Annotated in this window: 15 protein-coding genes; 7 read left to right on the forward strand and 8 right to left on the reverse strand. The window is 71.7% G+C overall.

Annotated elements, in window-relative coordinates:
* Positions 1-203 precede the first annotated feature (203 nt).
* The 4 genes from ACIPXB_RS26670 (at position 204) to ACIPXB_RS26685 (ending at position 6,842) form a co-directional block, all read left to right on the forward strand.
* Positions 204-1,475 carry a glycosyltransferase gene (locus ACIPXB_RS26670; protein WP_401453919.1) on the forward strand — a complete coding sequence of 424 codons (1,272 nt, stop codon included), beginning with the start codon at positions 204-206 and terminating at the stop codon, positions 1,473-1,475.
* Between the two features lie 110 nt (positions 1,476-1,585).
* On the forward strand, positions 1,586-3,184 hold the full coding sequence (locus ACIPXB_RS26675; protein ID WP_401454003.1) for an ArnT family glycosyltransferase: 1,599 nt from the start codon (positions 1,586-1,588) through the stop codon (positions 3,182-3,184).
* Positions 3,185-3,186: 2 nt separating this feature from the next.
* Positions 3,187-4,461: a glycosyltransferase gene (locus ACIPXB_RS26680; RefSeq protein ID WP_401453920.1), complete on the forward strand. Its 1,275-nt coding sequence runs from the start codon at positions 3,187-3,189 to the stop codon at positions 4,459-4,461.
* Entirely contained in the window at positions 4,398-6,842 is a 2,445-nt protein-coding gene (locus ACIPXB_RS26685; protein WP_401453921.1) for a galactose oxidase-like domain-containing protein, read from the forward strand. The genes ACIPXB_RS26680 and ACIPXB_RS26685 overlap by 64 nt, the downstream gene beginning before the upstream one ends.
* 80 nt (positions 6,843-6,922) lie before the next feature.
* On the opposite strand, the gene ACIPXB_RS26690 is transcribed toward ACIPXB_RS26685, so the two are convergent.
* A complete protein-coding gene (locus tag ACIPXB_RS26690) occupies positions 6,923-7,777 on the reverse strand; it encodes a hypothetical protein (protein WP_401453922.1) in 855 nt (284 codons plus the stop codon).
* Between the two features lie 233 nt (positions 7,778-8,010).
* On the opposite strand from ACIPXB_RS26690, the gene ACIPXB_RS26695 reads away from it, so the two are divergent.
* Positions 8,011-9,147 (forward strand): hypothetical protein, encoded by a 1,137-nt coding sequence (locus ACIPXB_RS26695; protein WP_401453923.1) that lies wholly within the window; start codon positions 8,011-8,013, stop codon positions 9,145-9,147.
* Between the two features lie 25 nt (positions 9,148-9,172).
* Here ACIPXB_RS26695 and ACIPXB_RS26700 read toward each other — a convergent pair whose 3' ends face one another.
* Positions 9,173-9,856: a hemolysin III family protein gene (locus tag ACIPXB_RS26700; protein ID WP_401453924.1), complete on the reverse strand. Its 684-nt coding sequence runs from the start codon at positions 9,854-9,856 to the stop codon at positions 9,173-9,175.
* A 237-nt stretch (positions 9,857-10,093) separates the two neighbouring features.
* Between ACIPXB_RS26700 and ACIPXB_RS26705 the strand changes: the two genes are divergently transcribed.
* Positions 10,094-11,917, forward strand: coding sequence for a phosphoenolpyruvate carboxykinase (GTP) (locus ACIPXB_RS26705; protein ID WP_401453925.1), 1,824 nt, complete (start codon positions 10,094-10,096; stop codon positions 11,915-11,917).
* A 199-nt stretch (positions 11,918-12,116) separates the two neighbouring features.
* Here the strand turns inward: ACIPXB_RS26705 and ACIPXB_RS26710 are convergent, their stop codons facing one another.
* The 4 genes from ACIPXB_RS26710 to ACIPXB_RS26725 form a co-directional block, all read right to left on the reverse strand.
* Positions 12,117-12,740, reverse strand: coding sequence for a hypothetical protein (locus ACIPXB_RS26710; RefSeq protein ID WP_401453926.1), 624 nt, complete (start codon positions 12,738-12,740; stop codon positions 12,117-12,119).
* Entirely contained in the window at positions 12,727-14,286 is a 1,560-nt protein-coding gene (locus tag ACIPXB_RS26715; protein ID WP_401454004.1) for a substrate-binding domain-containing protein, read from the reverse strand. Before ACIPXB_RS26715 ends, ACIPXB_RS26710 begins: the two co-directional genes overlap by 14 nt.
* Before the next feature lie 62 nt (positions 14,287-14,348).
* Complete coding sequence (locus ACIPXB_RS26720) at positions 14,349-15,533, reverse strand: toxic anion resistance protein (RefSeq protein WP_401453927.1); 1,185 nt, start codon at positions 15,531-15,533, stop codon at positions 14,349-14,351.
* A 15-nt stretch (positions 15,534-15,548) separates the two neighbouring features.
* Complete coding sequence (locus ACIPXB_RS26725) at positions 15,549-16,622, reverse strand: hypothetical protein (RefSeq protein ID WP_401453928.1); 1,074 nt, start codon at positions 16,620-16,622, stop codon at positions 15,549-15,551.
* 100 nt (positions 16,623-16,722) lie between these two features.
* On the opposite strand from ACIPXB_RS26725, the gene ACIPXB_RS26730 reads away from it, so the two are divergent.
* A complete protein-coding gene (locus ACIPXB_RS26730) occupies positions 16,723-17,136 on the forward strand; it encodes a hypothetical protein (protein WP_401453929.1) in 414 nt (137 codons plus the stop codon).
* 63 nt (positions 17,137-17,199) lie between these two features.
* On the opposite strand, the gene ACIPXB_RS26735 is transcribed toward ACIPXB_RS26730, so the two are convergent.
* Positions 17,200-20,076 (reverse strand): hypothetical protein, encoded by a 2,877-nt coding sequence (locus tag ACIPXB_RS26735; RefSeq protein ID WP_401453930.1) that lies wholly within the window; start codon positions 20,074-20,076, stop codon positions 17,200-17,202.
* A 144-nt stretch (positions 20,077-20,220) separates the two neighbouring features.
* A complete protein-coding gene (locus ACIPXB_RS26740; RefSeq protein WP_401453931.1) occupies positions 20,221-20,601 on the reverse strand; it encodes a hypothetical protein in 381 nt (126 codons plus the stop codon).
* Between the last annotated feature and the right edge of the window lie 18 nt (positions 20,602-20,619).

Raw genomic sequence — 20,619 nt, forward strand, 5'->3', positions numbered from 1 at the left:
TTTATCTGACGGGCGACTGAGGTTCACGTTCTCTGCCTAATCTCGGGGTTCGGGAAGATTTCGCGTACCGAGAACGCGCGCACTGGGGGGTGCGCGTGCTGGGGGAGGCAGGCGCCGGGCCGGGGGGCCCGCAGCGCGTCTCCGGGGGGTTTCAGACGTCGCCGCGCTCCGTGCCGGGCCGCGGCATGCCTGTGGGGGACTTGTTGTACACCTCTGTGTTCGTCGCTGCCGTTTCGCTCGCGCTCTTCTGGATGGCCGCCTTCACGCTGTGGTGGCAGATGCATGCCTGGCGTACGCCGGAGACCCTGGCCGCGACCCGCTTCGACCGTCCCGACGGCGGCGGCCGGCTGGCGTTCTCGCTGCTGCTGCCGGCCCGCCACGAGCAGGCCGTCCTGGAGCACACCATCGAGCGGCTGCTGGAATCCAGCCACCGCGACTACGAGATCATCGTGATCGTCGGCCACGACGACCCCGACACGGCCGCCGTCGCCGAGCGCGCCGCCGCCTGCGCGCCCGAGCGGGTACGGGTCGTCGTCGACCACCACGAGACCAAGAACAAGCCGAAGGCCCTCAACACCGCGCTCCCGCACTGCCGGGGCGACATCGTCGGGGTCTTCGACGCCGAGGACCAGGTCCATCCCGAGCTGCTCGCCCACGTCGACCACGCCTTCCGCGCCACCGGCGCCGACGTCGTCCAGGGCGGGGTCCAGCTGATCAACTTCCACTCCAGCTGGTACAGCCTGCGCAACTGCCTGGAGTACTTCTTCTGGTTCCGTTCCCGGCTGCACCTGCACGCCGAGAAGGGCTTCATCCCGCTCGGCGGCAACACCGTGTTCGTCCGTACGGAGGTGCTGCGCGAGGCCGGCGGCTGGGACCAGAACTGCCTGGCCGAGGACTGCGACCTCGGGGTCCGGCTCTCCTCCGCCGGCAAGAAGGTCGTCGTCGCCTACGACTCGGACATGGTCACCCGCGAGGAGACCCCGGGCTCGCTGGTCAGCCTGCTCAAGCAGCGCACCCGCTGGAACCAGGGCTTCCTCCAGGTCTACCGCAAGAAGGACTGGAAGCAGCTGCCCGGCCGCGGCCAGCGCTGGCTGGCCCGCTACACGCTGATGACCCCGTTCATGCAGGCCGCCTGCGGGGTGATCATCCCGCTGAACGTGGCCGTCGCGCTCTTCCTCGACGTGCCCGTCGGGATCGCGATCATCACCTTCCTCCCCCTGATCACGGCGATGGTGACGTTCGTCTTCGAGATCGTCGGCCTGCACGACTTCGGGCGCCAGTACGGCCTGCGCATCCGCTTCGTGCACTACCTCAAGCTGATCGTCGGCGGCCCCTTCTACCAGGTGATGCTCGCCGGCGCCGCGATCCGCGCCGTCTGGCGCGAGCAGCGCGGCCGTAACGAATGGGAGCTGACCAGTCACGTCGGCGCACACCTCACCGAGGCTCCGCAGACCCGAGAGGACATCCACCAGTGACCGCCACCCTGCCCACGGCCACTGATCCCCAGTCCCAGTCCCCGTCCCCGTCCCAGGACGCGTCCGCGTCCCCGGCCGCCGTCACCACCGGCCACCTCCCGGCCCGGCGGCTGCCCGGACACGGCTCCGCCGGCCCGGCACCGGCCTCCGCCAGAGCCCTGGTGCGGTTCCGCAGCTCACGGCCCGACCTGATCCTGTGCGCCGTCCTGGTCGTCGCCATCCTGCTCGTCCAGGGCTGGAACATCACCCACTTCCCCGCCCTCTCCGACGACGAGGGCACCTACCTCGCGCAGGCCTGGGCGGTCCAGCAGGGCGAGGGCCTGGCCCACTACACCTACTGGTACGACCACCCGCCGCTGGGCTGGATCCAGGTCGCGGCCCTGACCTGGCTGCCGTCGCTGCTGGTGCCCGAGTCCATGACGGTCGCCCCGATGCGGTTCTCGATGCTCGCGGTCTCGGCTGCCAGCGCCGTACTGCTGTACGTCCTGGCGCGCCGGCTGTGGCTGCCGCGCTGGGCCGCCGGGCTGGCGACCGGCCTGTTCGGGCTGTCGCCGCTGTCCGTCGTCCTCCAGCGCGAGATCTTCCTCGACAACCTCGCCGTGATGTGGATGCTGCTGGCGTTCTGCCTGGCCGCCTCGCCCCGCCGGCACCTGTGGCACCACTTCGCGGCGGGACTGGCGGCCGCGACCGCCGTCCTGACCAAGGAGACGATGCTGGTGGTGCTGCCGGCGCTGCTGGTGACGATGTGGCGGCACAGCCACCGTGACACCCGCAAGTTCGCCGTCACCGGCGCCATCACCGCCTGCGCGCTCATCGGGTTCGCCTACCCGCTGTACGCCCTCCTCAACGGTGAGCTGTTCCCCGGCCCCGGCCACGTCTCCCTCATCGACGGCATCACGTACCAGATGGGCCGGCCCGGTTCCGGTTTCATCCTCGACCCCGGCTCCGGCTCCCACGGCGTCTTCCAGTCCTGGCTGTACTACGACACCGTGCTGCCGCTGGGCGGCCTGGCCGGCGCCGCGCTGCTGCTGGTCACCTTCCACTGGTCGGTCACCGCCCGCGCGCTGGCCGGACCCGCGCTCGCCGCCGTCATCCTGGCCGTGGTCGCGCTGCGCCCCTCCGGCTACCTCCCGGCGATGTACGTCATCCAGGCGATGCCCTTCCTCGCCCTGGTCCTCGCCGGCGGCGCCGCCAGCATCACGCACGCCGTGCTGCGCCGGCGCCGTGGCCGTGCCGAGGGCCGCGCCCTGGTGTGGACCCGGTACGCGCTGGTCGCGGTCCTCGCCGCGGCTGCCGCCACGTACGTGCTGCCGCGCTGGTACGAGGGCAACCGCACCGCGCTGACGGCCGACGCCAACGGCCCGTACCGGCAGGCCGCCGACTGGCTCGGCAGCCAGGTCGCCGACCCCGCGAACACCCGCGTGCTCCTCGACGACGCGCTGTGGCTCGACGCCGTCCACCACGGCTTCGAACCCGGCCCCGGCGCCATCTGGTTCTACAAGGCCGACCTCGACCCGGCCGTCACCGCCACGCTGCCGCGCGGCTGGCGCGACATCGACTACGTCGTCTCCTCGCCGACCGTGCGACGGGACGCCGCCACCCTGCCCACCGTCAAGGCCGCTCTGGAGCACTCGACCCCGGTCGCCGTCTTCGGCACCGGCGAGGACCGCATCGAGATCCGCCGGACCGACCCCGACAGCGGGAGCTGACCATGAGCGAAGACCTGCGGACCGACCCCGCCCTCGACGAGGCCGGTGTCGCGGCCGCCGTGGAGGCCGTCGAGCCCCCGGCGCACGGCAGCATCACGCTGATCATCCCCACCTTCAACGAGGCGGGGAACATCCGCGAGCTGCTGCGCCGGCTCCGCTCGAGCATCCCCGCCCACCTGCCCTGCGAGGTCCTCTTCGTCGACGACTCCACTGACGACACTCCGGAGGTCATCGAGAAGGCGGCCGCCGACTGTCCCTTCCCCGTGGCGGTCCTGCACCGCGAACGGGCCGTCGGCGGCCTCGGCGGAGCCGTCGTCGAAGGCGTCAAGCGTGCCGCGTCCGACTGGGTCGTCGTCATGGACGCCGACCTCCAGCACCCGCCGCAGCTGGTCCCCGAACTCGTCGGCGAGGGCGAGCGCACCGGCGCCGAACTCGTCGTCGCCTCCCGCTACATCAGCGGCGGCAGCCGGGCCGGCCTGGCCGGCGGCTACCGCATCGCCGTCTCGCGCGGCGCCACCTGGCTCACCAAGGGGCTCTTCCCGCGCGCCCTGCGCGGTATCAGCGACCCGATGAGCGGCTTCTTCGCCCTGCGCCGCTCCGTGATCACCCCCGAGGCCCTGCGCCCGCTCGGCTACAAGATCCTGCTGGAGCTCGCGGTGCGCTGCCGCCCCGCCAAGGTCGCCGAGGTGCCGTTCGTCTTCCAGGACCGCTTCGCCGGGGAGTCGAAGTCCACGGCCAAGGAGGGCCTGCGGTTCCTGTCGCACCTGGCGGCCCTGCGGACCGCGACCGGGCCCGCCCGGATGATCGGCTTCGGGCTGATCGGGCTCTCCGGCTTCGTACCGAACCTGGCCGCGCTGTGGCTGCTCACGGGCGCCGGGATGCACTACCTGCCGGCCGAGATCCTCGCCAACCAGGCCGGGGTCCTGTGGAACTTCGTCCTCATCGAGGCGCTGCTCTTCCGCGACCGGCGCCGCCATCGCCACTGGGCGGACCGGCTGGGGCGGTTCGCCCTGCTCGCCAACGCCGACCTGCTGCTGCGGATCCCGCTGATCGCCGTGCTCGTCGACCGGTTCGGCATGGCCGTGCTGCCCGCGACCGCGCTCGCGCTGGTCACCACGTTCGTCCTGCGGTTCGCGGCCACCGAGGCGCTGGTCTACCTGCCGTCGAGCCGATACGCCGCCGTACAGCCGAGCCGCACAGAGAGGAAGATCCCATGCGACGTACCCTCCGGCGCCGGGGAGGGCGGCGGGCCGCCCTGCTCGCCGTCGGGGCGATGACCGGGGGCCTGCTGCTCACCGCACCGCAGCAGGCCAGTGCCGGACCGCCCAACCTGCTCACCAACCCCGGCTTCGAGACCGCCGGCGCACCCGGCTCCGACATGCCCTCCTGCTGGTCCAAGTCCGGCTGGGGCGACAACGACTTCACCTTCGCGACCGTCGCCGGCGCCCACTCGGGCAGCAAGGCGATGCGCGTCTCGCTCACCCGGCGCGTGGACGGCGACCGCAAGGCGCTGGTCACCGAGAACGCGGCCTGCGCGCCGACCGTCACCCCGGGCAAGCAGTACGACCTGTCGGCCTGGTACACCTCCGACACCCCCGACGTGTCCGTGACCGTCTTCCGCCGCGAGGCCGCCACGGGCACCTGGACCTACTGGACCGATCTGCAGAACCCGCCGGTCAGCGCGGCGTGGGCGCGTACGGAGGTGCGTACGCCGGCGGTCCCGCCCGGCACCGACAAGATCGCCTGGGGCCTGTCCGTGTACGGGGTGGGCACCCTGACCACCGACGACTACGCGATGGAGGAGGTCGGCGCGGCCCCGCCGACGCCCACCTGCACGGGCACCCCGCAGGAGTGCGCCAAGGGCAAGTGGGAGGTGATCCCGGCCGCGAACCCGGTGCGCTCCATGCACGCGGTGGTCCTCAAGAACGGGAAGGTGCTGCTGATCGCCGGTTCGGGCAACGACATCGCCCAGTTCAACGCGGGCACCTTCACCTCCGCCGTCTACGACCCGGCGAACGGCTCCTTCAAGACCATCCCCACCCCCGTCGACATGTTCTGCGCGGGCCACGTGCAGCTCTCCGACGGCCGGGTGCTGGTGATGAGCGGTAACAAGGGCTACCCGTCCGCCGACGGCACGATCGGCTACCAGGGGCTGAAGGACTCGTACACCTTCGACCCGGCGACCGAGACGTACACGAAGACCAACGACATGAACGGCGGCCACTGGTACCCGTCGGCGACCATCCTCGGCAACGGTGACGTGATCTCCTTCGGCGGTCTGAAGGAGGACTCCACGGGCAACGTGACCGCCGAGAAGTTCTCGGCGGCGCAGCACAAGTGGCTGCCGATGAACGAGGTCAACCAGACCTGGTCGTACTGGGGCCTGTACCCGTCGATGATCCTGATGCAGGACGGCCGGCTGTTCTACTCGGGCAGCCACACCTTCGGCAACGGCACCCCGGGCACCGGCGCCTCCGTCTACGACTACGACGCCAACACCATCACCGACGTGCCGGGCCTGCGGAACAAGGACCAGCGCGACGAGTCGGCGAGCGTGCTGCTGCCGCCCGCCCAGGACCAGCGGGTGCTGACGATCGGCGGCGGCAACAACGAGACCAACCCGGCCGCGAACCGCCTCACCGACATCATCGACCTGAAGAAGCCGAGCCCGGCGTACGTCGCCGGCCCCGACATCCCGCTGGGCCTGGTGGACCAGGGCGCCGGCAAGCGGCCGCAGACCGGCGCCGAGGGCAAGATGTACGTCTCGGCGGTGCTGCTGCCCGACGGCAAGGTGCTGGAGACCGGCGGCGCCCTGCACGACCGGGCGGACCCGGTCTTCGAGGCCTCGCTCTTCGACCCCGTGACCAACACCTACCAGGCCGGCATGGCCACCGACCCGATCCCGCGCACGTACCACTCGGCGTCGTTCCTGATGCCCGACGGACGCGTCATGTCGGTCGGCGACAACCCGGGCAACGGCACGTACAACCACGCCGTGTCGATCTACACCCCGCCGTACCTCTTCAAGGGGCCGCGGCCGCAGATCACCTCGGTGATCGACACGCAGTGGGTGTACGGCGACACCCAGCGGATCACCGTGAACCGGCCGGTCGCCAAGGCGGAGCTGATCCGTCCGGCGGCGGTCACCCACTCCTCCGACCCCAACCAGCGGTTCGTGGACCTGCCGCTGACCGTGGTCGACGACACGACCGTCGACCTCAACGTCACCAGCAACCCCAACCTGGCCCCGCCCGGCTGGTACATGCTCTTCGCGGTCGACGCGAACGGCATCCCGCCGATCGCGCAGTGGGTGCACCTGGGCGGGCCGTCGGCGGCGGCGCTGAGCGTGGCCAACACCGACGCCCGGACCCCGGCCGCCCACGTCCACGAGTTCGCGGACAAGCTGCCGGCGCCGAAGGCCAACCCGGGCAAGCGGGACTCCGTACCCGTGGCGCCGAGCGTCGCGGGCTGCGACCGGCACTACGGCACGGCCAACGTGTGCGTGCCGACGGTCTTCCCGGCGGAGGTCAAGAAGACGACCAGGGCCCGCTGCGACTGGCTGGCCACCCACACGTACCCGGCCCGGATGAAGGTCAACGGCAGCGACCCGCTGCGCCTGGACCCGGACGGCAACGGCGTGGCCTGCGACAAGGCGTAGGCCCCGGCGCACCGGCCCGGGGCGTCGCGTCGGCGGCGTCCCGGGCCGGTCCTCACCTGCCGGTCCTCACCTGCCGGTCCTCACTGGGCCATCACGGGATACGTGCTGCTGTTGTCGCCGGGGTTGATGTCGCCCGCCACCCGCATGGTGGCGCGGATGACGCCCTGGCCGGCCTTGTCCACGTGCGCGAAGACCGGGAGTTCCTTCTTCTCCCCGGCCGCGAGCGTGCCGCCGGTGCAGCGGTAGCTGCGGACCTTGCCGTCGGCCCCGGCCGCGCCGAGCGCGCACGTGAAGCCGCTGAAGATGCCGGGGTCCGGTGGCTTCCTGATCGACAGGGATCCGTCGGTGGTCACGTCGACCACCACGTTCTTGGCCTCCGCACCGGAGTTGAAGTACGGCACCCAGTAGGTGCGGTTGGTGCCGACGGGCGGGTGGAACTCGCCGTTGACCGTGCCCAGCGACGCGTTCTTGGGCGAGCCGGCGGGGTTGGCCGGGTCGGTCCCGGCGACACAGACGTTGTTGCTCCAGCCGCTGAAGTCGTAGGTGTCCCGGGTCGGGATCGCCGGGTCCGTGCGCGGGACCCTGGTCTGTACGGCCCCGCAGTAGGCCACTCCGGGCTTGATGCCGGGCAGGGACTTGGTGACCATCCGCCCCGTCCCGGGCGAGCCGCCGCCGTACCACCTGCGTACCTTGCCGGCTTCGTTGTTCGGATTGTCCTTCTCGAAGACGACCACCCAGAACCCGTCCTCGCCGTCGGTGTTGTCCCTGAACCTGATGTAGGCGGTCGATCCGTCCGTCCAGACGCGCTGCACGGTGGGGGCCGGCGGGTTCCCGGCGTGCGCCGGTGTCGCCAGGCCGGCCGCGAGACCGCAGGTCATTCCGGCCGCCGCGCAGAGCCGGAGGATTCTTCTCGTCCGTGTCGCGATGGACGCCATCGGATGTCCCTTCGGGTGCCCCCTTTCCGGATCTCCCACGCGCCGGGCCCCCGTCCCGCCCCCGACCCCGCTCCTTCCCATGCTGCTCCGGGCCGGTGGCCGTGTCGATCGGAGCCGGTCGCCGGGACCGGCTCGGGGAACCCCAGGGGGGCATCCGCGCGGCAGGGCAAGAGAACCCGTTTGACGGCCCGTCATACCGGGGTGCCGGGCGGCCCCGCTCCTACGCTGGGCCCATGCCCGAGACCGCCGCCCCGGCCACCGTGCGCCGCCGTGTCCTGCCCCGTTGCCGCCGCCTGGCCGCGCTGTTCGCCGGCGGTCTGCTGTGCTCGGCGGTGCTCGCCGCCGCGCCCGTGCCCGCCGCGCCCGTGCCCGCCGCGCCCGTGCCCGCCGCGCCCGTGCCCGCCGCGCCCGCGCCCGCCGTCCCCGTGCCCGCCGTCCCCACGCCGGGCGCGAGCGAGGCCGTACGCATCACCGAGTTCACCCCGCCCACCGCCGGCAGCGGTCCGCTCGGTATCACCGCCGGGCCCGACGGCAACGTCTGGTTCACCGAGAACGGCATCAACCGCGTCGCCCGGATCACCCCGCGCGGGCGGATCACCGAGTTCCCGCTGCCCACCCCGGACGCCTTCCCCGACGACATCACCGCAGGCGCCGACGGCAACCTGTGGTTCAGCGAGCCCTCCCTGAACCGGATCGGGCGGATCACCCCGCGGGGCAAGGTCACCGAGTTCCCGCTGCCCACCGTGGACGCCTTCCCGTTCGGCATCACGCGCGGGCCGGACGGCAACGTGTGGTTCACCGAGAACGGGTCCAACAGCATCGGGCGGATCACCCCGCGCGGCAAGGTCACCGAGTTCCGGCTGCCGACGCCCGACAGCCTTCCGTACCGGATCACGGCGGGCCCGGACGGCAACCTGTGGTTCACGATGCCCTTCGTGAACAAGATCGGGCGGATCACCCCGAAGGGGAGGGTGACCGAGTTCGCGCTGCCGAACCTCCAGGGCGCGCCGTTCAACATCACGGCCGGTCCGGACGGGAACCTCTGGTTCACCGACGGCGGCGGGCTCGACCACGAGATCGTACGGATGACGCGGTACGGAACGGTCACCCGGTTCCCGCTGCCCACCCGCAACGCCGGCCCCATCGGGATCACGGCCGGCCGGGACGGGAACCTGTGGTTCGCGGAGTCCAACCTGGACCGGATCGGGCGGATCACCCCGCGCGGCGTGATCACCGAGTACCCGCTGCCGGGCTCCGCCGAGGGGCGCAGCCCCTTCCACATCGCCCCGGGCCCGGACGGCACCCTGTGGTTCACCGAGCTCATCGGGAACAAGGTCGGCCGGGTCAAGCCCGGCGGCCGGGCCGGCTGACGGCGTACGCGACGTCCCGTACCGACTACGCGTGCTGGTACGCCGCCAGCGCGATGCCCACGAAGTGGGTGATGAAGGCGACCAGCGTCAGCGAGTGGAAGACCTCGTGGAAACCGAAGAAGCGCGGTGAGGGGTTGGGCCGCTTCATGCCGTAGATGACCCCTCCCACGCTGTACAGCAGCCCGCCGACGATCACCAGGACGAGGACGGCGATCCCGCCGGTGCGCATGAAGTCGGGCAGGAAGAAGACGGCCGCCCAGCCCATCGCGATGTAGCAGGGCGTGTACAGCCAGCGCGGCGCCCCGACCCAGAACACCCGGAACGCGATCCCGGCGGCGGCCGCGAGCCAGACCGCCCACAGGAGCGTGCGGCCCGTGGAGTCGGGCAGGAGCAGGACCGTCAGCGGGGTGTAGGTGCCCGCGATGATCAGGAAGATGTTGGCGTGGTCGAGGCGGCGCAGCACCGCCTCCCCGCGTGGTCCCCACGTGCCCCGGTGGTAGATCGCGCTGATGCCGAAGAGCAGGCACGCGGTGAGGACGTACACCGCGCACGCGACCCGCGCCCGCGTCGAGTCGGTGAAGGTCATCAGGGCCAGGCCCGCGACGAGCACGGCGGGGAACATCCCGGCGTGCAGCCACCCGCGCATCAATGGCTTGCCGACGACCGTGGCGGCCGGGGCGTCAACGGCTTCCGAAGTCATGGCGCTCATGCTACCTACGCGCGCGTAGGTTTCCGGGAGCGCACCGAGGGCACATTTACCGATTGTTCGCTTTGCCGAAGATTGACGCGAGTGGCGATGCTCACGTGAGAGGCCCTCTGGACATATGCGCACACGCACCGGATGATCAGATGAGTGCGGTCGGCACCGGATGAGCGGAGCGCGTAGCGTCCGGGTCGCAGCCCCCACGGGGCATACACCAAACAAACCCCTCAACAAGGAGCAATCGTGGCGCGCGACAACGCGGCTCCCACTTCCGTCCCGACGAATCACCCGGGCCTGATCGCCTGGGTGGAGGAGATCGCTGCCCTGACCGAGCCGGACGCCATAGTCTGGTGCGACGGTTCCGAGGCCGAGTACGAGCGCCTGTGCGAGGAGCTCGTCGCCAAGGGCACCTTCACGAAGCTGGACCCGGTCAAGCGCCCGAACTCGTACTACGCCGCCTCCGACCCGACCGACGTCGCGCGCGTCGAGGACCGGACCTTCATCTGCTCCGAGAAGGAAGAGGACGCGGGCCCGACCAACCACTGGAAGGCTCCTTCCGAGATGAAGGAGATCTTCGCGGGGGAGAAGGGCATCTTCCGCGGCTCCATGAAGGGCCGGACGATGTACGTCGTCCCCTTCTGCATGGGCCCCCTCGGCTCCGACCTCTCCGCGATCGGCGTCGAGATCACCGACTCCGCGTACGTCGCCGTCGCGATGCGCACCATGACCCGCATGGGAGCGCCGGTCCTGGAGGAGCTCGGCACCGACGGGTTCTTCGTCAAGGCCGTCCACACCCTCGGCGCCCCGCTCGCCGAGGGCGAGGCCGACGTCCCCTGGCCGTGCAACACCACCAAGTACATCTCGCACTTCCCCGAGACCCGTGAGATCTGGTCCTTCGGCTCCGGCTACGGCGGCAACGCCCTGCTCGGCAAGAAGTGCTACGCCCTGCGCATCGCGTCCGTCATGGCCCGCGACGAGGGCTGGCTGGCCGAGCACATGCTGATCCTCAAGCTCACCCCGCCGCAGGGTGCGCCCCGCTACGTCGCCGCCGCGTTCCCGTCCGCCTGCGGCAAGACCAACCTCGCCATGCTGGAGCCCACGATCCCCGGCTGGACGGTCGAGACCATCGGCGACGACATCGCCTGGATGCGCTTCGGCGAGGACGGCCGCCTCTACGCGATCAACCCCGAGGCCGGCTTCTTCGGCGTCGCCCCCGGCACCGGCGAGCACACCAACGCCAACGCCATGAAGACGATGTACGCCAACACGGTCTTCACCAACGTCGCGCTCACCGACGACGGCGACGTGTGGTGGGAGGGCATGACGGAGGAGACTCCCGCCCACCTCACCGACTGGAAGGGCAATGACTGGACCCCGGAGAGCGGGACCCCGGCGGCCCACCCCAACGCCCGCTTCGCCGTCCCGGCCGCCCAGTGCCCGACGATCGCCCCCGAGTGGGAGGACCCCAAGGGCGTCCCGATCTCCGCGATCCTCTTCGGCGGCCGCCGCGCCTCCGCCGTCCCGCTGGTCACCGAGTCCTTCGACTGGAACCACGGCGTCTTCATCGGCTCGAACATCGCCTCCGAGAAGACCGCCGCCGCCGAGGGCAAGGTCGGCGAGCTGCGCCGCGACCCGTTCGCCATGCTGCCGTTCTGCGGCTACAACATGGGCGACTACATGGCCCACTGGGTCAAGGTCGCCGCCGACAAGGACCAGAGCAAGCTCCCGAAGATCTACTACGTGAACTGGTTCCGCAAGAACGACGCGGGCAAGTTCGTGTGGCCCGGTTTCGGCGAGAACAGCCGCGTGCTCAAGTGGATCGTCGGCCGCCTCGACGGCACCGCCGAGGGCGTCGAGACCCCGATCGGCATCCTGCCGACCAAGGACTCCCTCGACCTCGACGGCCTGGACCTGCCCGCCGAGGACCTGGACTTCCTGCTCACCGTCGACAAGGAGGTCTGGCGCGAGGAGGCCGCCCTGGTCCCCGAGCACCTGAACACCTACGGCGACCACACTCCCAAGGAGCTGTGGGACCAGTACCACGCGCTCGTCGAGCGCCTCGGCTGAGCCGGAACACGCCCTGAAGAAGGGCAAGCCCTGAACAAGGGCCGATGAACGTGGGAGCCCCCGACCAAGCGGCGCCCACCGCTGTGGGAGCCCCCGACCAAGCGGCGCCCACCGCACCACACCCGGCCCGTCCGGCCACGAGCATCCGCTCACAGCCGGACGGGCCGGGTGCCTTTTCCCGTACGGGGCGGCGCCGCGCTCAGGAGCGGCCCCGGTCCTCCAGGTATGTGGTGTGCGTCTCCTGCCGCCGGGCCTCCGCCTCGCGCAGGGTCGCAGCCCACCGCTCCGCCTCCTCCAGCAGGACCGCCAGCTGCCGCTCCAGATGCCGCTCCGGCGACTCCGCGCCACCCGGCAGCCGGTTCCACCAGCGCGTCCGCAGGTAGGTGTCCACGCACTCGGGCAGGTCCTGGCGGATCGCCCGCGACAGCGCGTGCACCGCCTCCGGGTCGGCGGCCACCACCTCCGGCGCCCAGCCGGGGTCGAGCAGCGCGCCGTACAGGCCCATCAGGGGGTCCAGCTTCTGCGACGCCGCCGCCGGCAGCGACTCCACCGCCTCCAGGTACTCCTGGAACCGGCCCAGGTCGTCACGGAGCGCGCCCAGTTGCTCCTCCACGCCCGGCTCGGGCAGGACGGGCACGTCCGGCGGGGCGATCAGCGCGCCCGCGCCGTACAGCCCCGCCACCACCAGCCACCAGAACGGGCCCGCCACCCCGGCCACGGTCAGGCCGAGGCCCGCGACCCCGCCGGCGCAGCCGGCCAGGTTCTTCTTCGACTCCAGGTAGCGCAGGACCGCGCCACCGCCGCCTCTGTCACTGGTAGCCACGGATCTCCTCGAAGGCCCCGTCCAGCGAACCGTTGCCGGAGGTGGCGTCGAAGAGCCGGCCACCGGTCAGTTCGGTGATCTTGGTGAGTTCCTTGCGGTCCGAGTCCCCGAACAGCACCGCGAACACCGGGGTCTTCTTCTGCGCGTCGGGCAGGCCGGCGTAGAAGCGGTCGAACTCCTTGGCGTCGTCGCCGCTCTTGCCGTCCGTCATCAGCACGATCGAGGTGAACGCGTCCGCGTTGCCCTTGCCCAGGTGCTGGTACGCCGCCTTCAGGCTGCCGTACACGGCCGTGCCCCCTTCCGGCTCCAGGGACTTCACGTCGCGGCGGATCCCGTCCAGCGCCGGACCCGGATTGCCCGGCTCGACGACGTGCGTCAGGACCTTCTTCACCTTGTCACCGAACGGCAGCAGCGTCACCTCCTCGCGGTCGCGGAACCGCTCGCCGGTGCCCGAACTCCCCGTACCCGTCAGGTCCGTCAGCGCCGTCTTCAGCCGGCCGATCCGGTCCTCCTCGGACATCGAGCCCGAGGTGTCCAGGACGTACACCGTGCGCGAGGGCCTGCGCAGTTCGTTCTCGTACGACGCCAGCAGCCCGTCGGCGACCGGACGGCTGCCCGGGAACGGCAGCTCGCGCCGCTTGTCGGCGGCCAGCCCCGCCGCCGGGGTCACCCCGGGGACCACCGGGCGGCGGAAGGTCCGGTCGGTGATCGCCTGCTGCGCTCCGGCCCCGCGCAGGTACTCCGTCAGCGCCCGGCCCGACTCGCGGGCCCCCTGCGGCGCGGAGGTCAGCAGCGTCAGCGGGTAGTGCGCGGTGACCACCCCGTCCGTCGGCCGGACCACGGTCAGGTTCGTCTTCGCGTCCCGGTTCATCGACAGCAGCACGGACTCGTAGTTGACGAGGGCGTCGACGTCACCGCGCCGCGCGTACGCGGTCGCCAGCCAGCCCGACGAACCCGAGGTCAGCTTCTGCCCGGTGAAGAACTCCTTCAGCCGCGGGCCCGCCGCCTTCACGTCCGCGTCGGTGAGCGCCGACTGCGCGCCGGACAGCCCCGACGCCACCGAGACCAGCGCCGAGAAACCGGAGTTGGAGCGCACCGGGTCGGTCATCCCGTACGTCAGCTTCCCGCCGGCCACGGCCTGGTGCACCGCCGACCAGGTGACCTCCTCCGGCTTCCAGCCCAGCCGCGCCAGTGCCTCCGGCTTGATGCCCAGCGCCACCGGCGAGGACATCACCGGCGTCTCCGAACTCAGCTTCCCGGCCGCCTCCGGCCGCAGCCGCAGGTAGTCGTTGGACGACAGCCAGATCGCGTCGTACGTGCCGTCGGCCCTGCCCGAGGCGACCTGCTCGACCGCGTCCAGCGTGCCGGTCCAGGTCAGGTTCACCGACACCCCGGTGGCCTTCTTGGCGTCGGCGAGCACCTGGTCCATGTCGGCGAGCTCACTGGAGGCCAGCACCCGCAGGGTGCCCTCCTTGTACGGCGCGCTCTTCGACGCCTCGGGCTTGTCCCCGTCGGGGGACGGCGACGTACAGGCGGCCGCGCCCATCAGGCCGGCGGCGAGCGCGACGGCCGCCGCCAGCCGGCGGCGCACATGCGCGGAACGAGGGCTCACAGGGTGCCGCCTTCCAGGCTGGAGGAGGTGCGGGTGCGGGCCAGGTACGCCGAGGCCGCCTGGAGTTCGCCGGTCAGCGCCTCCACGGTGGCGGCCATCGACTCCGTCGCCTGCACCTTGTACGTGTCGATCGCGTCCAGCGTCTTGTAGATCTGCCCGAACGCCGTCCGCAGCGTCTCGGTGCCCACCGCCGGGTCGGCGGCGATCCGCTGGATCTCCCCGCTCTGCGTGGACAGCATCTCCGCGTTGCCCCGGATCAGGTCCTCGGTCGTCCCGCGCAGCGCGTTGACCTGCTCGGCCACCGTGCGCTGGTTGTCCAGCGCCGCCGCCAGCATCACCGCGATGCGCAGCGCCGAGACGGTCGTGGTCGCGGCCCGGTCGACGCCCTTGATCAGCTCGTCGTTGTTGCGCCGTACGACGTCCATCGCCAGATATCCCTGCGCGCACACCGCGAGCTGGGTCAGCAGGTCCTGGTGCTTCTGCCGGACGGGGAAGAGCACGTCCGCGCGCAGGGCGTCGGCCTGCGCCGGATCGGCGTACTCGGCCTCGGCGACGCGCTGCTCGACGGCCGCGTCCAGCGCCTCGGTGAGCACCGCGTACTCCTGGAGCTTGCCCATGGTCTCCCACAGCCGCGCCCGCTCGGTGTGCAGCGCGGCGTTGTCGCGGCGCAGCTCGTCCTGGCCGCTGCGCAGCGCGCTCACGATCCGGCTGAGCGTGGTCTGCGAGGAGGCGTACTTCGCGACGTGGTCGCGGAACCGGTTGCCGCCGGGCAGCTTCGCCAGCAGCTTGCGCGCCCCCTTGGCGGGCGACTCCCGCGGGTCGAGGTCCTCGACCGTACGGCGCAGCTCCACCAGGGACCCGGCCACGCGCGCCTGCGCGTCGCCGCCCTCGGAGCCCAGCGAGCGCACGGCCCGGTCCAGCATCCGGTTGGAGGCCTGCGCGGCGCTGCGGATGTCGGCGGAACCGAGACCGGCGATCTCGCCGAGGCGGGTGGTGAACTCGGGGGAGCGGGCGTCGAGTCCGGCGAGCGAACCCACGTACTCCCCGGCCCGGCGGGCCATCTCCTCGCGCACCCCGTCCTGCAGCGGGACCAGGCCGGCGGCCTGCTCCTTGCGGACGGGAGCGACGGGCTCCGGGGGGCTGAGGACGAGCGGGGCGTCCCCGGGAGGTGTCAGCGTCATGGTGGTGCGTTCCCCCTAGCCCTTGGCCCGCTGCGCGAGTGCCATCAGGATCTTGACGTTGGGCGTGTTCACCTGGCGGATGCCGGCGAGCTTCTGGTTGAGGAAGCCGGCGTGCGCATCGGTGGCCTTGGCGAACTCGGCCAGCCCGTCCTTGGGGCGGTAGCCGTGCTTGATGGCCAGCTCGCGCAGCTTCGGGTCGGTGGCGAGCAGCGCCCCGAGCTTCTTCGCCGGCTCGCTCAGCGGCACGAAGGTGTGCTCCGTGTTGACGGTGGTGTCCGGGTAGAGCACCACCATGTCGCCCGGCTCCTGCTTCTGCATCAGCAGCGAGGCCACCTGCGACTCGTACGCCAGGATCAGCGGGTCACCGGCGCCGCTTATGAACGCGCGGAACGGGTCGTCGGTGCTCTGCGCGAGCGACCCCTGCACGCTGATCAGCTTGTGCATCAGCGGGGCGGTGCGCTCGATACCGGCGTCGTCGGAGACGATCGTCTTGTTGTTCTGGACGTTGGAGGTCGCGGCGAGGAACAGCGCGCCGGAGTTGGACGTGGTGGGGTCGGTGGTGCGGATGAACACCGTGCCGGCCAGCTCCGCGTACGAGGACGAGCCCGGCAGCTGCTGCCAGGTGCGGCCCTCGGAGACGGCCTTGAGGTAGGGCTCCATCAGCAGGGTGCCGGTGTTGCCGCTCATCTTGACCAGGCCGTTGTCGGCCAGCACCTTCGCGGCGTTGCCGCGGGCGATGACGACCAGTGGCGAGTAGAACGGCTTGGCCGTCTGCGCGCCCTTCAGGTCGACCTTCGCCTCGATCTCGGCGGCCGGTTCGCTGCTGCTGGGGAACGCGAAGCCGTACTTCTCCAGGGGCAGCTGATCCATCGCCCAGGAGCCGGACGTCTCCGTCGTCACGGTGAAGTCCTTGTCGGCAAGGGCCTTCTTGACCTCGGGATCGTCGAAGAACGCCGCCTTCTCCGACCCGATCACACCGTGCACGGTCGTCGTTGCCGTGCCTTCGCCCTTCAGCAGGTTGGTGGCCAGGATGGTGAGAACACCACCGAGCAACACCACCGCGAGGGCAATTCCGAGTATGCGTCTCACGGGTGCAGCGTGCTCGCGGAAACCCACATTCCGCGCTGAGTTGGGTGAACGTCGGGTGACGAGCTCGTCCCACTTCGAAGGCCGGAGGATGATGGGGAACATGACGCACGTGCGTGGCTGGGTGGCGGCGCTGATGGCGCTCGCGGCACTGCTGGTGTTCGGCCCCCTGGGACTCTACCTGTGGGCGAACGGCGGCCCCCGGGAGGCCCCGGGGCCTGCGGCTTCGGTCTCGGTGACGGGTTGCCGAATCGATCCGGCAACCCGCCGGGCGCTGGCCCGGGTCGAGGTGGTCGGCGACGGCACCGGACCGGCCGCGCGCGCCGTACGGGTGAGCTTCCGTCAGGGCGAGAGCGGCCCGGTGACCGAGACCCTGGTCGAAGTCCCGCCCGTCCCCGCGGGCGAGGTCGCCGAGACCGAGGCGATCGGCCCCGCCTGGCCCCGCTGGACGCCGGGCCTGGTGCCGTGGTGCGCGGCCGCGACGACGGACCCCGCCCCGCCGTCACGGGGACGCTGAAAGCCCGGTGCCCGGCCGGATGACCGGCCGGGCACAGAGGTGGGACGCGGGGGCCTTCCGGCGCTAGGAGGTGTAGTAGCCGGCGATGTCGGCGATGAGGTCGACGGCGCCCGCGTTGTTGTAGAAGCTGACCTTCCCGTTCACGACGGGGACGATGACGAGGTTCGGGATGGTCTGCCCGGCGGTGAAGTTGAGGTTGGACGCGGTGGTGCGCGGGGTGCCGTTCGGGTAGACCGACACGTGGCTGGCGGTGGTCGGGTCGGTGGCGGTGACGTTGAGGACGACCGCCGTGACGCCCGACGCCGGGATGCCCGCCGTACCGGTCACCTGGAGGGCGACGCTGGTACCGCCCGCCACCTTGGCCTTCGGCGCGCCGAGGCCCTCACGGGTGTCCATGAGCCGGGTCGGGGCGACGGGCTTGTAGCCGGAGCCCGTGCCGTCGGTGGTGTAGTAGCCGGCGACGTCCGCGATGAGGTCGACGGCGCCCGCGTTGTTGTAGAAGCTGACCTTCCCGTTCACGACGGGGACGATGACGAGGTTCGGGATCGTCTGCCCGGCGGTGAAGTTGAGGTTGGACGCGGTGGTGCGGGCGGTGCCGTCCGGGTACACCGACACGTGGCTGGCGGTCGTCGGCTCGGTCGCCGTGACGTTCAGGACCACGGCCGTGACCCCGGTGGCCGGGATGCCGGCCTTCCCCGTGACCTGGAGGGTGACGTTGGTACCGCCGGCCACCTTGGCCTTGGACGCGCCGAGGCCCTCACGGGTGTCCATCAGCCGGGTGGGCGTGATCGGCTTGTACGTGGAACCGGTGCCGTCGGTGGTGTAGTACCCGGCGACGTCCGCGATCAGGTCCACGGCGCCCGCGTTGTTGTAGAAGCTGACCTTCCCGTTCACGACCGGGACCACGACCAGGTTCGGGATGGTCTGCCCGGCGGTGAAGTTGAGGTTGGACGCCGTACTGCGCGGGGTGCCGTTCGGGTAGACCGACACGTGGCTGGCGGTGGTCGGGTCGGTGGCGGTGACGTTGAGGACGACCGCCGTGACACCCGACGCCGGGATCCCCGCCGTACCGGTCACCTGGAGGGCGACGCTGGTACCGCCGGCCACCTTGGCCTTCGGCGCGCCGAGACCCTCACGGGTGTCCATCAGCCGGGTGGGCGTGATCGGCTTGTACGTCCCCAGGCCGGAGGCCGGGGCCGGCGTCACCGTCAGCGTGCCGCGCGGGTACGAAAAGCCGGCCGCGGTCACGGTGACGCTCCAGTGGCCGGCGGGCGCGGTACGCAGGTCGACGGTGGCCTTCAGCGTGCGGCCGTCGTCGGAGACCGAGGTGGTCGTGGCCGTCAGCGGCGCCGGACCGCCGGTCAGCTGGACGGTGGTACTCATGCCCAGCGCCGTGCCCTGCACGGTGAGGGTGGCGACCGAACCGCTCTGCGCGGTGGCCGGCGTGACCGTCCCGACGCTCACCTCCTCGGGGCCGCAGGGCGCGTAGTCGCAGACGAGCGCGGCGCGGTACGCCGTACGGTCCGTGCCGTCCGGCAGCGCGAGGGCGAACACGCTCCGGTCGCCGGCCTGGCAGCTGTACGGGGACGCGTGACCCGTGCAGAGGTTGCGGCCGGTGTCGTTGTAGAGCGCCGGCTCGGGGGTATGCGTCCCGCCGTCCGTGGCGGTGATCTCGGCCTTGAACGAGTCACCCTGAACGCTCGGCAGGACGGCGCACACGCCGGTGCGCTCCTCGGAGAGCGTGCCGGTGAGCGGGCCGTACCCGTACGCGACCGAGGCCGGCCGTGCGCACTCGGGCCCCGGACCGGACGCCGTGGAGATCCGCCAGGCGTCGAGCTTGTAGGAGGCGGGCAGGGTCCAGTTCTCCGGGACCTGGGTGACGACCTGGTAGCCGGTGGAACCGGTGGCCGAGCACGCCCGGGTCTTCTGGTGGCAGACGATCCCGCCGTTGTCGCTCATGACCAGCTGGTGCGTGGCGTCGAGGGCGTCCCGCGGGTTGAGGATCAGCCGGTCCGTGGCGGCGGCCGTGGTGATCCGGTGGCAGCGCAGGCTGCCGTTCCCGCCGGACGTGCCGGACACGGCCGGGGCGCCGACTGCCGTCGCGGCGGAGGCGGCGCAGCCCTTGGCCGTGGCGGTGACGTCGCGGCGGTCCAGGGTGTGGACGCGCGGGGCGTCCTGGCCCTCGAGCAGCACGGTGTAGGCCTTGCCCTCGGTGAAGGAGCAGCTCGTGAGACCGTCCGTCCGCAGGGACTGGCCGGGGGCGGGGTGGTTGTAGCAGCTGGGCGGCCCGTTGCCGTCGGTGTCGACGAGACTGATCTCGTAGTCCGGCCACAGCTCGTCGCCGTCCGGGCGCGCGTAGCGGATCCGCAGGAGCTCGGAGCCGGAGTGCGCGTCGGCCGGGATGGTCAGGCAGTGCGAGAAGACGCCGTTGCCGGTCTCCAGGCGTACGGCCGCCGCGTCGTCGGCGAAGCTCCCGGCGGGCAGGACCTGGCAGCCGTTGCCGGCCATGTCCGTACGGACGAAGTGCACGCCGTACGGGCCGGTCGCGGACTCGTCCCCGGCGCGCACCAGCGCGCGGAACGGGGCCGTGCCGGTCAGGGCGCAGCCGCCCCGGCTCAGCTCCTGGGCGGTGCACTGGGCGGTGCCGTTCCTGTCGACCACCTCGGCCCGGACGGTGACGCCCGCGCCGCCGCGCGAGGTGAGGGCGGCGATCCGGGCGCCCTGCGGGCTCGGCAGCTCCAGGCAGTGCGTCTGCCCGGCGGTGGCGAACGTTCCCGCGTGCCGGCCCTCGGTGACGGCGACGCAGTCCTCGGCGACCGGCGCGGCCGCGGCGGTGCCCGCCGGCAGGAGCAGGGTGGCGAGGACGGTGGCGAGGACGGTGAGCAGGCCCGTCAGAACGGCGGAAAGCGGACGTCTCGGCGACGCCGGAAACGTTGGCATGAACCCCCCAGGGTGGTGTGCGACGAGCGATGGTCGCACATCGTGCGAGCACGGGTCACAGGGGTATCCACCCAGGTGGGGATGGGTGGATATGGGGGGCGATGGCTCCCGGTCCGAGGCCTCCGCGGCCTCGGACCGGGGCCGTCAGTGGGCGCCGGCCAGGTCGAGGGCGGCGGTGTGCGCGTCCATGCGCTCGGCGGCGAGGATCGCGGCGGCGGTGTCGGCGCGCGAGGCGGCGACCACCAGGGCGCGGGCGGCGAGATCGTGCGCGCGCCGGTGCAGGGCCGCGGCTTCGGCGCCCTGCGGGACGGTACGGCGTACGGGCTGCGCGCCGCGCAGCCGCGCCACCTGGGCGGCGATCTGGCCGCCGGCCTCGTCCAGACCCAGCTCGTCGGTCACGGCGAGCAGGGCGGAGAGGTGCCCGGCGAGCTGGATGTCCAGCTCCTCGCCGCGGCTGCGGTGCGGGTAGTCGGCGCGGCCGCCGCCCATGCGGTGGACCGACTTCGTGCGGATCGGCTCGTACATGGGGATGGCCTCCTGCGT

Origin of the sequence: Streptomyces sp. NPDC090022 (assembly GCF_044748145.1) — a bacterium.
Classification (GTDB): Bacteria; Actinomycetota; Actinomycetes; order Streptomycetales; family Streptomycetaceae; genus Streptomyces.